This window comes from [Micrococcus luteus] ATCC 49442 (genome assembly GCF_010367585.1).
Taxonomy (GTDB): domain Bacteria; phylum Actinomycetota; class Actinomycetes; order Actinomycetales; family Micrococcaceae; genus Arthrobacter; species Arthrobacter luteus_A.
Genome location: NZ_JAAAXP010000001.1, coordinates 491,063 through 505,518, shown reverse-complemented (window position 1 = coordinate 505,518; position 14,456 = coordinate 491,063). Strand labels below are relative to the sequence as shown.

Sequence of the window (14,456 nt, the reverse complement as noted above, 5' to 3'; positions counted from 1 at the left end):
CCGAAACCGTGCCCGACTATCGTACCGGCTGCGTGGCCCTTCGGCGTTCAGGCATGCAGCCGCGGCGCGTCGAAGAACTCCACTTCGAACCGGCTTGAGTGCTTGAAGGCCTGAACCATGGCAGCCCGCTCGTCCCCGGAGGCCTTTCGTCCGGCGTCGTCAACCAAGGCGATCGCGTCCCGCGTGGCCTGCGCGAAATCCTCGTCCGCGTACGTCCGCAGCCATTCGGCATAAGGGTGCTCCGCCGGAGCGCCTGCCGCAAGGAACCGGGCGTGGAGTGTCTTGCCCGCCTCGGCGTACAGCCAGAAACACGGCAGGAGGGCCGCCACCGCAACTCCGTAGCTGCCGGAGGCTGAGGCGGCCAGCAGATGGTCCACATAGGACTTGGTGACCGGGCCCAGGACGTGCTCCACGGTGCGGGTGCTGAGCCAGTTGCGGTGCAGTTCGGATTCGACTTCAAGGCATTGCTGGGCAGACCTGGCCCAGAACAGCTGCGCGGCTTCTGTCGGCGCCAGAGCGCTGGCGCGGGCAAGAACCCGTGAATAGCCGTTGAGGTAGATGGCATCCTGGGCGAGGTAGTAGGCGAACTGTTCCTCTGCCAGCGAGCCGGCCGTCAGGTCGCGGATGAATTCCAGCCCGTAGATGGCCTCCAGGTAAGGGGCCGCCGTCCGCTGCAGGAGTGCAGCGAATTCCCCGGCAGCGGGAGGCTGCTGTACATGGTGGAAGTGGTGGACCGGGCCGTTGCCGCCGCCGACCCCCAGTTGGCCGGATGCCCGCAGCGCGCCGGCAAGCCACGGCTTCACCAGCAGCAGGGACGCCTCCCAATCCCCCAGCCTGGCCTGTGCAGTTGCCATGGCCGAGGACAGCGAGCAGCCCGTGCCATGACTGTTGCGCGTGGCGATCCTGTCTCCCGTCACTTCCACAACCGGCCGGGAAAGCAGTCCCCCGGCGTTGACCAGGGCATCAGGGCACGTGTCGCCGTCGAGATGGCCTCCCTTAACCAGGACCGTGGCGCCGGTAGCCGCGGCCAACCGTTTTCCCTGCTCCAGCGCCTCCGCCCAGTCCCGGGCATGGGACTCCCCTGCCAGGATGGCGAGCTCCGCAAGGTTTGGTGTAATCAGGTCCGCAAGCGGCAGCAGGGCCCGCATGGCCGTCTCGGCCGGCTCCTGCAGCAGCCGGTCTCCACTGGTTGCCACCATCACCGGATCGAGGACCACGACGGCGGGACGTACCTTTTCCAGCCAGCTGCGGACCGCATCGATCACCTCCGCGTTGCCCAGCATGCCGATCTTGACTGCATCGATGGTGATGTCGTCGCTGATGGCGTCAAGCTGCTGGCGCAGGAACGCAGCGGGGGGAACGTGGACTGCCTGGACGCCGAGTGTGTTTTGAACCGTCAAAGCGGTGATGGCTGCCATGCCGTAACCGCCCATGGCGGCAATGCTTTTGAGGTCAGCCTGGATCCCGGCTCCCCCGGACGGATCCGAGCCGGCAATGGACAACACCCGCGGAGTATGGGTCAGAACATCCGCTGCGCCCGATGGCGCAAAGGCGGGGCCGGCAGCCGGGGCTGCTGGTCCCGGGGTAGTCAGTGGCGGCAGGGCCGCTGGAAAATCGGGGGTTGCGGGAGGAAGGACATAAGTCGAAGCCAAGGAGACATCCCTTCGCCGGTGCTAACCGGACAGGTTCTACGGGTCTGGATCTCAGCCGGCTTTCTGCCGGCACCCCGTGTCAGTCACCCAGCCTAGCCTTTCTTTGGTGCCACCGCCCGAAGATGAAGCCGGGACGTAGAATGCCCGGACGCGCCCCCAATGAAGGGCGTGTCCGGGCATCCCGACCTATGTCCGGCGGAGGATCAGAGTTCTGAGGCAGGAACCCCTACACCCAGGATGATCGGCGCGCTGGTTTCGACCGGCTTGGCACTTGCGGGAGCCTTGGCGGGCTCCGGCGCCTTGGCCGCGTGCGTGTGCCCGGCCGCGGCTGCAGGGACAGCTTCGTGATGCTCCACCGTGGTGGCATTGGCTGCGCCCTGGGCCCGGCTGGCACTGCGGTTCCGCCGCGGCCGTCGGGTGGCGGGCTGCTGGGTGTGATCCGAGTAGTCCCGTTCAACAACGGCGGGAACCTGGCGGGCAGGGGCTGCAGCGGGCGCGCTGACGGCCTGCCGGCTCACTTCCGGCTCTGCCTGCCTGACCTCGGCGGGCTGGCTTGCCTCCTGACCGCTTTCGGTTTCAGGGGCCGGACCGCCGAGCCTGGCGAAGGCCTCCGCCAGGCGGTCAAGGGTCAGGGCAGGGGCTTGCGGCTGATCCTCATGGTGCTCCACGAACGGCAGCACTACCTGTTCACCGCCGAAAGTCAGCACGGCGGCCGGGCGGCCGGTAATTTCACCTTCCGACCGTTCCGGCGCAGGGGCGGGGGCCTCCGTGCCGGCGGCCCGGGCCGCCGCAGCAGCCTGGGCTACTTCGTCGTCATGCAGGTGGGCCGCGTGTGCTGCGGCCGCAATATTGGCCAGAGCTGCCCGCGTGGCCTCCGCCTTGGCGTGGCGCTCGGCGTCGCTGGGGTCCGGGTGGACCGTGTGGATCTGCACCGGAGCTGCCGGTGCCACCTCCAGGGGCTGGCCGCCACGGCCGCGGCGGCGCTTCCGGTCGGTCCGGCCGCCCTGCTGTGCGTCCGGACGCTGGGTGTCGCTGCGCTGGCTGTCCATCCGCTGGGTGTCCGGGCGGCTGTCCGTGCGCTGCACGTGGTGCTCGGCGGCGACAGTGTTGGCGCGGCGGTGCTCCACAGGATCGTCGTGGGTGACGATTCCGCGGCCAGCGCAGGTTTCGCACTGCTCGCCGAAGACTTCCAGGAGTCCTGTGCCCATGCGCTTGCGTGTCATCTGCACCAGTCCCAGGGAGGTCACCTCGGCCACCTGGTGCTTGGTGCGGTCACGGCCCAGGCATTCCACCATGCGGCGGAGCACCAGGTCGCGGTTGGACTCAAGGACCATGTCGATGAAGTCGATGACAATGATGCCGCCGATGTCGCGGAGGCGGAGCTGGCGGACTACTTCTTCGGCCGCTTCGAGGTTGTTCTTGGTGACGGTTTCCTCGAGGTTTCCGCCGCTGCCGGTGAACTTGCCGGTGTTGACGTCCACCACGGTCATGGCTTCGGTCCGGTCAATGACCAGCGACCCGCCGGAGGGCAGGAAGACCTTGCGTTCCAGGGCCTTGTGGATCTGCTCGTCGATCCGCCAGGCGGCGAAGATGTCCTGGTCCTTGGTCCACTTCTCCAGCCGGCCCACCAGGTCCGGGGCAACGTACGTGACATAGGCCTCGATGGTGTCCCAGGCCTCTTCACCGGAGACGATGAGCTTGGAGAAGTCCTCGTTGAAGACGTCGCGGACCACCTTGATGGTGAGGTCCGGTTCGCCGTAGAGCAGTTCCGGCGCCAGCACTTTGGTGGATGTGGACTGGCTTTCGATGCCCTCCCACTGCGCCCGCAGGCGGTTGATGTCGTGGGTGAGTTCCTCCTCGGAGGCACCCTCGGCAGCCGTGCGGACAATCACACCGGCATGCTCGGGCAGGCGGTCCTTGAGGATGCGCTTGAGGCGGTTGCGTTCGACGTCGGGCAGCTTGCGGGAGATGCCCGTCATGGAGCCGCCGGGAACGTAGACGAGATAACGGCCCGGGAGGGAGATCTGGCTGGTCAGGCGTGCGCCCTTGTGGCCGACCGGGTCCTTGGTGACCTGCACCAGGACGGTGTCGCCTGATTTCAGCGCGTTCTCGATCCGGCGCTGCTTGCCTTCGAGGTTGACGGATTCCCAGTTGACTTCACCGGCGTACAGCACGGCGTTGCGGCCGCGTCCGATGTCAACGAACGCCGCCTCCATGGAGGGCAGCACGTTCTGCACCTTGCCAAGGTAGACGTTGCCGATCAGAGAGTCCTGCTGCGTCTTGGAAACAAAGTGCTCGGCCAGGACGCCGTCTTCGAGGACGCCGATCTGGATTCTGTCGTCGCGCTGGCGGACGATCATCTGCCGGTCCACTGATTCCCGGCGCGCCAGGAACTCCGCCTCGGTGATGACGGTGCGGCGGCGGCCCGTGTCGCGGGATTCGCGGCGGCGCTGCTTCTTCGCTTCGAGCCGGGTGGAACCCTTGACGCTGGTCACGCGGTTGTTGACGGGCGCCTCGGTCACGGCGCGCGGCGCGCGGACCCGGGTCACGGTGTTGGGCGGATCGTCGCCCTCTCCACCGGTCAGTTCAAGATCCTGGTCGCCACGGCGGCGGCGGCGGCGACGGCGGGACGTCACTCCTTCGTCAGCCTGGCCGGTGGACTCGTCCTCGTCTTCAGCGCCACCGTCCTGGTCGCCGTCGGAACCCTCGGCGTCGGCGTCAGCTTCGTTCTCGCCGGTGCGCGTGCGCCCGCGGCGGCCACGGCTGCGGCGCCTGCGGCGGCTGTTGGCGTCATCCGCTTCGCCTTCTTCGGCGTCGTCCTCTTCCGGCTCTTCCGCAGCTGCGGCGGGAGCAGGACGGACAACAGTGGTCAGGTCGGGGGCCTGGAAGAGGACGGACGTGGCCGAACCCGGCTCCAGGAACAGCGAACCGAAGGGGCTGGCAGGCGCGGCGGCAGGCTCTTCCGCCGGAGCGGCGGCCGGGGCCGGAGTTTCTGCGGCCGCCGGGGCCGGTGCAGGGGCAGCTGCTTCAGGAGTTGCTGCGGCGGCGGCTTCGGGCGCCGCCCCGGCCTGCGGGGCAACGGCGGCAGGGGCCGCTTCTTCCGCCGGCACGGCGACGACATCCAGCGCCGCAACGTCCGGCGCTGAGGTTTTGCGGGTGGCTACCCGACGGCGGCGGACGGGCTTTGCGTCGGCTTCCCCTTCGGCTGCCGGGGCATCGGCTGCGGGCTCAACGGCAGAGGCGCCCGCTGCTGCAGCCGGTGCTTCGGTGGCGTCGCCGGCGAAGGCGGGCAGCGGCTCCGCGCCCTCCGGCTTCTTGCGGGCACGCGTCCGGCGAACGGGAGTTTTGGTTTCCGGTGCAACCTCCACCACAGCCACTGCCTCAAGGACGGCAGCGGTCTCGGCGTCGCGCTGTTCCCCGGCGTCGGTGAGGTTCCCGGCGTCAGCCGGTGCTGCGGCGTCGGCGGCCTTCGGCGCTGCTTTACGCCGCGTCCTCACTGCCCTTTTGGGCGCTTCGGCGGCTTCGGGGGCCGTTGCTTCAACGTTAACGGCTGGTACGTGTTCATTTTCCATATGTGGCAACACTCCTGCCCCTGACGTACCGCCACATCCGGCACCCATTGGGGCACATATTGTCAAAACCCGCAGGCGTTGACAGAAGTCAAGTGGATACTCCCAGGTTCGCACCGGCATTGGGGTGCGGCAGCCCGTGGGAGCCGTCGGCTGTGTCCTGAAACCCGTTGTTCTACACGCCACAACCAGGTGCCGACCAATGGAGTTGCGGGAAACCGGATCAGAGAATCCGAAGCCTGCCCTGCTCATCATTGGCGGTCTTGAAACAAGCCACCGGACCGGAGTCCGAATGTGGGTCGGCCTCCAGCCACGTTCATTCTCTCATACCCGCACTGAAACGCCGCGGAGGCCGGGGTATCCGATCCGCAAATGTGCAGCGGGCCTGAGCCGCTGAAAACAGTCTTCAGGTGCCGGCGTTACAATCGGGCGAGGAGCACCCGAAGCAAAGGACGCTACACCATGCCCAGCATTTCCCCGCACGGCACCGATACGCCGGCAGCCTCCCCCGCGGCAGGGACATTGACCGCACAGTCCTCCAGCGTTCCGCTCATGACGCGCAACCGGCCCCTGGGCTGGCTCATGGTCATTACCGGTGCCATCGGCTGGCTGGCCTCGGGAACCCTGGTCCTTGAGAAGCTCGAGGTCCTCAAGGATCCCAACCACACCACTGTCTGCGATGTGAATCCGTGGATCTCCTGCGGCCAGGTGATGCAGACGTGGCAGAGCTCGGTTTTCGGGTTCCCCAACATGTTCATCGGGATCGTGGCGTTCGCCATCATCATCACGGCGGGGATGGCCCTGCTGTCCGGCGCCACGTTCGCGCGGTGGTACTGGGCGGGCCTTCAGGCCGGCGTCACCCTCGGCTTCGCGTTTGTGGTGTGGCTGTGGTCCCAGGCCCTGTACGAAATCCACATCCTCTGCCCGTTCTGCATGGTGGTGTGGGCAGCCATGATTCCGCTGTTTGTCTGGGTGACCATCCGGAACGTCAGCCACGGGATCATCCCCGCACCCGCAGGCGCCGCACGTGTCCTGGGCGATTCGGGCTGGATCATCACCGCGCTGCTCTACGTTGCGGTGATCGCCACCATTTTCTTCGCCTTCATCCAGGTGTTCGCCGGAACCTCGGGCTTCTAGGAGCAACCGCCACCGGAACGAGGTGACAGAAAAGGCCAGTGTCCGCGCAGGACATTGGCCTTTTCTGTCACCTCGACGAGGCGGGAGGGTCCAGGTCCTAGTCCTGGAACCAGATCTTAATTTCGCGCTCGGCCGAGTCCACGGAATCGGAGCCGTGGACCAGGTTCTGCTGGACCTTCAGGCCCCAGTCGCGGCCGAAGTCGCCACGGATGGTACCCGGAGCGGCCGTGGTGGGATCGGTGGTTCCGGCCAGGGACCGGAAGCCTTCAATGACGCGGTGGCCTTCGAAGATCGCCGCCACTACGGGACCGCTCAGCATGAATTCCACCAGCGGCTCGTAAAACGGCTTGCCCACGTGCTCCTCGTAGTGCTGCTCCAGGAGTTCGCGGGTGGCGTCCACCTTCTTCAGCTCGGCCAGGGTGTATCCCTTGGCCTCGATGCGGCTGAGGATCGCGCCGCTGAGGTTGCGGGCCACGCCGTCGGGCTTGATCAAAACGAGGGTGCGCTCAATGCTCACGGTTGCTCCAATACTTGGTGGGGGTTTCGGGACAAGTCTACGAGGCCGGCGGGGTGTCCCCGTGCGCCGCGTTCCATTCCGCCTGTTCGCGTTCGCGCTGCGCGGACTCCGAGTCGAGCCGGATGCCGGTGCGGATCCCGTACCACCAGGCCAGGCCGAACATGCCGCCCACCAGGAACATCATGGGTTCCACGATTCCGGTGAGGATCAGGACAATCTGCAGGATCCAGCCCAGGCCCACACCCCACGGCCGGGACAGCACCGCACAGGCAAAGATCATGATCAGGCTGAGGGCGATGCCGGTTCCCAGGATCAGGGCGGGCGGAAATTCACCGCGTTTGAGGCCGAACACGGCCAGGGTGGCAAAAAAGACCACAAACGCCTCGAGCAGCAGGACCGTGGAGGCAAACATCACCTTGGTGGAACGGCGCTTCCTGGGCATCCCCGGACGCCATTCACGCTGGGCTTTTGTCAGCTTGGCCATGGCTAGGCCTCCGTCTTTCCGAGCAGGATCCGCGCCTCTGCCACCAGGGTGATGGAACCGGTCACCAGCACGCCGCCGGACAGGTCATCGTTGGCTTCGGCACGCTCCACGGCCCATTCCAGGGCGTCATCGAGCTTCTCCGCGATGTGGATGTTGTCTTCGCCGAAGCCCATCTCCACGGCCAGTTCCGCCAGTTCTGCCGCAGGTACAGCCCGCGGGGAGTTGGACTGGGTGAAGCAGTATTCCTCGGCCATGTCGCCCAGGGATTCCTTGAGCTGACGCAGAATCTCTTCCGCGTCCTTTTCCTTGAGGACACCCACCACCGGAACGAGCCGGGTGAACGTGAAAGCCTCCTGGATGGCCTCGGCGGAGACCCTGATGCCGTCCGGGTTGTGCGCGGCGTCCACGATGATGGTGGGGGCCGTCCGGACAACTTCGAGCCGGCCCGGTGAGGTGACCGAAGCGAATGCTTCCTGCAGCACTTCGGCGTCCAGTTCTATTTCCCCGCCGAAGAAGGCCTCGAGCGCCGCAACGGCCACGGCCGCGTTCTGGGCCTGGTGGGCACCGTGCAGCGGGAGCAGCAGGTCGGGGTAGCGACCGGCGATGCCCTGGATGCTGACCACCTGCCCGCCCACGGCTACGGTCCGGGATTCAACGCCGAATTCCACGCCCTCGAACCGGAACGGTACTGCCACGTCCTTGGCCTTTTCCAGCAGGACCTGGGCGGCATCCACCGGCTGGGACGCGCTGATGAGGTAGCCGCCGGGCTTGATGATGCCGGCCTTTTCGTACGCGATGTCCTCTGTGGTGTCCCCCAGCAGGTCTGTGTGGTCCAGCGAGATGGGTGTGATCACCGAGACCTGGCCGTCGCCCACGTTGGTGGCATCAGTGATGCCGCCAAGGCCCACTTCGATGACTGCCACGTTGACTGGCTGGTCGGCGAAGATGGCAAACCCCAGGATGGTCAGGCATTCAAAGTAGGTGAGCCTGGGCTCCCCCGCGGCTTCCAGCTCGGAATCCACGATCTGCAGGTAGGGGCGGATCTCATCCCAGATCCGCACAAACGTTTCATCCGATACGGGATGGCCGTCGATGCTGATCCGTTCGGTGACCTTGGACAGGTGCGGGCTGGTGTAGCGGCCCGTGCTCAGGCCGTGGGCACGCAGCCCGGCTTCGATCATCCGTGCCGTGGACGTTTTGCCGTTGGTTCCGGTCACATGGATGATCGGGAACGCCTTGTTGGGCTCCCCCAGCACATCCATGGCGCGGAACAACGGCGCCAGGCGCGGCTCCATCTTGTTTTCGGGCGCACGGCCCAGCAGTTCGGCGTAGACACTCTCTACGGAGAATTCGTCGGTCATATCCTAGGCCTCTGTCTTTTCGACGGTAATGCGGGGGTCGCCGAACTCTGCCGGGACGGTGTCCAGCGCAAGGGTCAAGGTTTCGGTCTTGACCAGTTCGGCATTGGCCAGGAGGGCATCAAGCACGGCCTGGGTGGCAGTGACGCTTGTCCGGATGCGGTCGCTGACGTTCAGCCCGGCGTCCTTGCGTGCCTGCTGAATGGCACGGACCATGTCGCGGGCGGTTCCTTCGGCTTCAAGCTCCGGCGTGACCCCGGTGTTGAGCACCACAAACCCCCCGCCCGGCAGCACGGCGGCCGCCCGGGATCCGGCGCCGTCCGCGGACTCTGCCACCACGGTTTCCAGGCTGTACTCCTGCGGTTCCAGTTCCAGGCCGCCCGCGGTGACAACACCCTCATCGGAGACAGACCAGTCACCCGACTTCGAGCCCTTGATGGCCTGCTGGACGTTTTTGCCGAGGCGCGGCCCGGCTGCCCGGGCGTTGACCACCAGTTTCTGCTCGATGCCAAACTCCTCCGGAGAAGCGTTCCCGGCGTCGAGCAGGCGGACGGACCGGATGTTCAGTTCATCGGCGACGACGGCGGCGAAACCTTCCAGCGCATCCGCGCCGGGTGCCACCACAGTCAGTTCCTGCAGCGGCAGGCGGACGCGAAGGTTCGCTGCCTTGCGGAGTGAGGACCCGGTGGAGCAGATCTGCTGCACGCGGTCCATCGCTTCCACCAGCGAAGCGTTCGACGGGAAGAGCTCCGCTTCGGGCCAGTCGGCCAGGTGCACGGAACGGCCGCCGGTCAGGCCGCGCCAGATCTCCTCGGAGACCAGCGGCAGCAACGGGGCGGCCACGCGGGAGACGGTTTCCAGGGCGGTGTAGAGCGCGTCGAACGCGTCGGCGCTTTCATCGAAGAAGCGCTGGCGGCTGCGGCGGACGTACCAGTTGGTGAGCATGTCCAGGTAGCTGCGCAGCTCGTCGCAGGCACCGGAGATGTCGTAGCTGTCCAGCTGGGCGGTCATGTTGCGGACCAGGTCACCGGTGTTGGCCAGCAGGTACTGGTCCAGCGTGTCGGCGTAACCGTCGTAGCGGAGCTTCGCGTCGTACCCGGAGCCGCCATCGGCGGCGTTCGTGTACAGCGTAAAGAAGCTGTACACATTCCACAGCGGCAGGATAACCTGCCGGACGCCGTCGCGGATTCCCTGCTCGGTGACCACGAGGTTGCCGCCACGGAGGATGGGACTGGACATCAGGAACCAGCGCATGGCGTCGGAGCCGTCGCGGTCCAGGACCTCGGAGACGTCCGGGTAATTCCGCAGGCTCTTGGACATCTTCTGACCGTCGGAGCCCAGCACAATGCCGTGGCTGATGACGTTGCGGAACGCCGGCCGGTCCAACAGCGCGGTGGACAGGATGTGCAGCATGTAGAACCAGCCGCGGGTCTGGCCGATGTACTCCACGATGAAGTCGGCCGGGTTGTGGGTATCGAACCAGGCCTCGTTCTGGAACGGGTAATGCACCTGGCCGTAAGGCATGGAGCCGGAGTCGAACCAGACGTCCAGGACGTCCTCGACGCGCCGCATCACGGACTGCCCTTCTTCGGGGGTCCGGGGATCGTCCGGGTTGGGGCGCGTCAGTTCATCGATGAAGGGGCGGTGCAGGTCGACCTGGCCGGCCTTGTTCAGCGGCAGGCGGCCGAAGTCGGCTTCGATCTCGGCGAGGGAGCCGTAGACGTCGGTGCGCGGGAATTCGGGGTCGCTGGACTGCCATACCGGGATGGGGCTGCCCCAGTACCGGTTGCGGCTGATGGACCAGTCGCGGGCGTTGGCCAGCCACTTGCCGAACTGGCCGTCCTTGACGTTGCCCGGGATCCAGTTGATGTCCTGGTTCAGTTCGGACATGCGGTCCTTGAACTTGGTGACTTCCACGTACCAGGAGGACACGGCGCGGTAGATCAAGGGGTTGCGGCAGCGCCAGCAGTGCGGGTAGCTGTGTTCGTAGCTGGCCTGGCGGACCAGCCGGCCCTGCGCGCGGAGCACCTGGGTGATCGGCTTGTTGGCTTCGAAGACCTGCAGGCCAACGATGTCATGAAGTTCGCCGTGGCTGAAGAGCGGCAGGAACTTTGCGCCCTCGTCCACGGACAGGACCACGGGGATGCCGGCCTCTTCACAGACCTTCTGGTCGTCTTCACCATAGGCGGGAGCCTGGTGGACGATGCCGGTGCCGTCGGTGGTGGTGACGTAATCGGCCACGAGGAAGCGCCAGGCGTTCTGTGTACCGAATTTTTCGGTGTCGCTGAAGTCGTTCCAGAGCGGCTGGTACTGCAGGCCTTCAAGGTCCGCACCGGTGTGGGTGGACGTCACGGCTGCCTCAGCGGCGTCAGCGTCCTCGTAGCCCAGGTCCTTGGCGTACGTGGCCAGCAGGTCCGCGGCCAGCAGGAAGCTGCCGGTGACCGGTGCGTCCGGCGACGCGGCCTTGATGCCGTTGGGTCCGGCGGGGAGCACGGCGTAGGTGATTGCGGGCCCGACGGCGAGCGCCAGGTTGGTGGGCAGCGTCCAGGGGGTGGTGGTCCAGGCGAGCGCCTGCACACCCGCAAGCTGCTGCGACAGCGCCGACTCCCCTGCGGTGATGGGGAAGGTGACCGTGACGGTCTGGTCCTGGCGGTTCTTGTAGACGTCGTCGTCCATGCGCAGTTCATGGTTGGACAGCGGCGTCTCGTCCTTCCAGCAGTACGGCAGCACGCGGTAGCCGTTGTAGGTCAGGCCCTTCTCGTGCAGCTGCTTAAAGGCCCAGAGGACGGACTCCATGTACTCGACGTTGAGTGTTTTGTAGTCGTTGTCGAAGTCCACCCAGCGGGCCTGGCGGGTGACGTAGCTCTTCCACTCGTCCGCGTACTTCATCACCGAAGCGCGGCAGGCGTCGTTGAACTTATCGATGCCCATGGCTTCGATCTGGGTCTTGTCCGTCATGCCCAGCTGCTTCATGGCTTCCAGCTCGGCGGGCAGGCCGTGGGTGTCCCAGCCGAAGCGGCGTTCAACACGGCGGCCGCGCTGGGTCTGGTAGCGGCCCACCAGGTCCTTGGCGTAGCCGGTCAGCAGGTGGCCGTAGTGCGGGAGCCCGTTGGCGAACGGCGGGCCATCGTAGAAGACGAATTCGTTGCTGCCGGGTTCCCCGCCCGGGGCGTCCGCGCTGCGCTGGTCGATGCTGGCCTGGAAGGTGCCGTCCTGGTCCCAGTACTTGAGGATGCGCTCTTCGATCTCCGGGAACTTCACGGAGTGGGAGACGCCGGCGGCAGCGCCGTTTGCAGCAGTGGCTGAGGCTTTGGGGTAATACGTCATTCTCGACATCCTGGGTTGAGCTGGTGAACCGGCCAGCCGTTGCTGGATGGTTCCGTTCAGGATGCGAGGACGGCTCCTGTGCAGTCGTATGACTGCACGCTTACCGCGGTACCACCTCACTTACCGGCATTCCATCCGCTCCGCGAAGGAGAAGTGGAGTTGCCGGCCGCTCATTACAGCTGTGACGGGCATACCCGTCCGGTTCTAGTGACACCGACTGCCAGGTGGCGGGTCGGTGCGTTCTTCCGGAAGCTCACCGGTGATAGCCGGATCATAGCCATCACTGAGTCTACTATCGCCTGCCCGTCCACCGCCATTCCCCGCCGGGCGCAAGCATGGGGGCGGATGGGCATGCCGGGCAAAGGGTCACTCCCTAGACTCGGAGCTATGACTGCTTCAGCCCAGGGCTCCCCTGCCGCGCCGCCGCACACCGGGATCAGTGCTCCACAACCGCCCTCCCCGGCGGCAGCCGGCAGACCGGTCAGGAGTTTCCTGCAATCGGCTTGCCGGTGGCTGGCAGTCCTGGTGGCCATGCCTGTACTGGTGCTGTCCGTATTCCGGGCAGTCCCTGCCGAATGGCCCGTCCTGGCAGTCCAGCTCCTGTCCTTCACGCCATGGCTGACCATTCCTGCCGCGGTGGCCGCGGCCCTGGCGCTGCTGGGCCGGAGCAGATGGCTGCTGGCGATTGCTGCACTGCTGTTGGGATGCCAGCTTTTCTGGCTCCTCCCCTTCGACGCCGCCCGTCCTGCCCCGGCATCCGGCGCTGATGCGGCTGCCGGTTCGGTGGCCGGTTCGGTGGCCGCTGTGGACCTGACGGCGATGAGCATCAACTCGGAGTACGGGCAGGCGGACGCAGCCAACATCGTCCAACTGGTCAAGGACAACAGTGTTGGCCTCCTGGCCATCCAGGAACACACCCGGGCACTGGAGGAACGCCTCACAGCCGAAGGCCTGGACCTGGTCCTCCCCCACCGCGTCAGCGACCCTACGGACGACGCAGCCGGCAGTGCCGTGTACTCCAGCTATCCCCTCGAACCGGTAGGGCTCATCCCGGACACGCCGTTCCGGATGCCGACGGTCCGGCTGGCTGCCGCCGACGGCGCAGCCACAGCAGTCCTGGAAGTAACCAGCGTCCACACCCTGCCGCCGGTGGATGTGAGGGTCGACCAGTGGCGGAGCGACCTTCGGGCGATAGCCCGGCTGGCGGAGCGTCCAGGCAACAGGCTGCTGATCGGTGACTTCAACGCCACTTACGACCATGCAGAGTTCCGGGAACTCCTTGCCACGGGAGGGCCGGACGGCCCGGGGCTCGTTGACGTGGGCGCAGCCTCTGGATCGCGGCTGACCCCCACGTGGCCGATGGACGGGTCCCTGCTGCCGGGGATTGCCATCGATCATCTGGTCACGACACCCGGGATTTCCAGCACCGGCTACCAGGTCCGGTATCTGCCGGGCACGGACCACGCAGCGGTCCTGGCCTCCCTCGCCGTCCCGGCCGGCTGACCAGTCCGCCAGGCGCTGCCGGCAGGCGGCCCGTCGGGCTGCCTGCAGCCGCCAACCTGCCGGCAGATCAGCCCTTGTGGTCACCCCTTTCGGATCAGCCCTTTCGGATCAGCTTGTGGTTGGCGGCCTGGGCAACGGGCCTGATCACGATGTGGTCCAGGTTCACGTGGTGCGGTGCGCTGACGGCATAGCGGACCACTTCGGCTACGTCTGCCGCGGTGAGCGGCTTCTCCACGCCTTGGTAAACTTTCTCCGCCGCGGCCTCGTCACCCAGCCGGTTGAGGGCGAACTCCTCTGTCTGCACCAGGCCCGGCGCCACCTCGATGACACGGAGATTGTGCTCAACTTCCTCCAGGCGGAGAGCATTGGTCAGCGCGTGCTGGGCAAACTTGGCCGCGTTGTACCCGGCACCGCCCTCGTACGCGGCCAGGCCTGCCGTTGAGGTCAGATTCAGGACGGTCCCCTCACCGTTTGCGCGGAGCATCGGCAGGAACGCGCGGGTGAGCTTCATGGTGCCCAGGACGTTGACCCGGTACATCCACTCCCAGTCCTCGGTGTTGGCGGCACCGATGTAGTCGGCGCCGCGGGCCCCGCCGGCAATGTTAATCAGCGTTCCCACCCCGCCCGCTTCGGTGACACGGGCAAGCAGCCGGGCCACGTCGTCGTCCTCGGCGATGTCAGCGGGAATCCCGACGGCGCCGGTCTCAGCTTCCAGAGCAGCCAGCCGTTCAGCGCGGCGCGCCACCGCGAAGACCGTCCAGCCCTCCGCCGTCAGGGCGCGGACTGTCGCCTCGCCGATGCCTGTGCTGGCGCCGGTCACAACAGCGGCCCGGTTCTTTAGCGGATCGATTGGTGATGCCGGGGTCTGCGCGGTTTTGGTCTGTGAATCGTCAGTCATGGCACCACCCT

At 66.4% G+C, this 14,456-nt stretch carries 9 protein-coding genes and 1 riboswitch; of the genes, 2 read left to right on the top strand and 7 right to left on the bottom strand.

Going from position 1 to position 14,456, the window contains the following annotated elements:
• Positions 1 to 47: 47 nt before the first annotated feature.
• Both thiD and GUV69_RS02320 read right to left on the bottom strand, forming a co-directional pair.
• Positions 48 to 1,523, bottom strand: a complete 1,476-nt coding sequence (gene thiD, locus GUV69_RS02325; RefSeq protein WP_244292828.1) for a bifunctional hydroxymethylpyrimidine kinase/phosphomethylpyrimidine kinase — start codon at positions 1,521 to 1,523, stop codon at positions 48 to 50.
• Positions 1,524 to 1,642: 119 nt separating this feature from the next.
• Positions 1,643 to 1,739: riboswitch (TPP riboswitch) on the bottom strand.
• 116 nt (positions 1,740 to 1,855) lie between these two features.
• Positions 1,856 to 5,224 carry an Rne/Rng family ribonuclease gene (locus tag GUV69_RS02320; protein WP_164199364.1) on the bottom strand — a complete coding sequence of 1,123 codons (3,369 nt, stop codon included), beginning with the start codon at positions 5,222 to 5,224 and terminating at the stop codon, positions 1,856 to 1,858.
• A gap of 459 nt (positions 5,225 to 5,683) precedes the next feature.
• On the opposite strand from GUV69_RS02320, the gene GUV69_RS02315 reads away from it, so the two are divergent.
• Positions 5,684 to 6,358, top strand: a complete 675-nt coding sequence (locus tag GUV69_RS02315) for a vitamin K epoxide reductase family protein (RefSeq protein WP_164199363.1) — start codon at positions 5,684 to 5,686, stop codon at positions 6,356 to 6,358.
• Positions 6,359 to 6,455: 97 nt separating this feature from the next.
• Here GUV69_RS02315 and ndk read toward each other — a convergent pair whose 3' ends face one another.
• The 4 genes from ndk to ileS are packed head-to-tail and all read right to left on the bottom strand — an operon-like array spanning position 6,456 to position 12,044.
• Positions 6,456 to 6,875 carry a nucleoside-diphosphate kinase gene (gene ndk, locus GUV69_RS02310; protein WP_164199361.1) on the bottom strand — a complete coding sequence of 140 codons (420 nt, stop codon included), beginning with the start codon at positions 6,873 to 6,875 and terminating at the stop codon, positions 6,456 to 6,458.
• Positions 6,876 to 6,912: 37 nt separating this feature from the next.
• A complete protein-coding gene (locus GUV69_RS02305) occupies positions 6,913 to 7,359 on the bottom strand; it encodes a DUF4233 domain-containing protein (protein ID WP_164199359.1) in 447 nt (148 codons plus the stop codon).
• 2 nt (positions 7,360 to 7,361) lie between these two features.
• Positions 7,362 to 8,720: a bifunctional folylpolyglutamate synthase/dihydrofolate synthase gene (locus GUV69_RS02300; RefSeq protein ID WP_164199357.1), complete on the bottom strand. Its 1,359-nt coding sequence runs from the start codon at positions 8,718 to 8,720 to the stop codon at positions 7,362 to 7,364.
• A 3-nt stretch (positions 8,721 to 8,723) separates the two neighbouring features.
• Positions 8,724 to 12,044 (bottom strand): isoleucine--tRNA ligase, encoded by a 3,321-nt coding sequence (gene ileS, locus GUV69_RS02295; RefSeq protein WP_164199355.1) that lies wholly within the window; start codon positions 12,042 to 12,044, stop codon positions 8,724 to 8,726.
• Between the two features lie 387 nt (positions 12,045 to 12,431).
• On the opposite strand from ileS, the gene GUV69_RS02290 reads away from it, so the two are divergent.
• On the top strand, positions 12,432 to 13,547 hold the full coding sequence (locus GUV69_RS02290; protein ID WP_164199353.1) for an endonuclease/exonuclease/phosphatase family protein: 1,116 nt from the start codon (positions 12,432 to 12,434) through the stop codon (positions 13,545 to 13,547).
• Positions 13,548 to 13,641: 94 nt separating this feature from the next.
• Here GUV69_RS02290 and GUV69_RS02285 read toward each other — a convergent pair whose 3' ends face one another.
• Entirely contained in the window at positions 13,642 to 14,367 is a 726-nt protein-coding gene (locus GUV69_RS02285) for an SDR family oxidoreductase (RefSeq protein ID WP_431197122.1), read from the bottom strand.
• Positions 14,368 to 14,456: the final 89 nt, after the last annotated feature.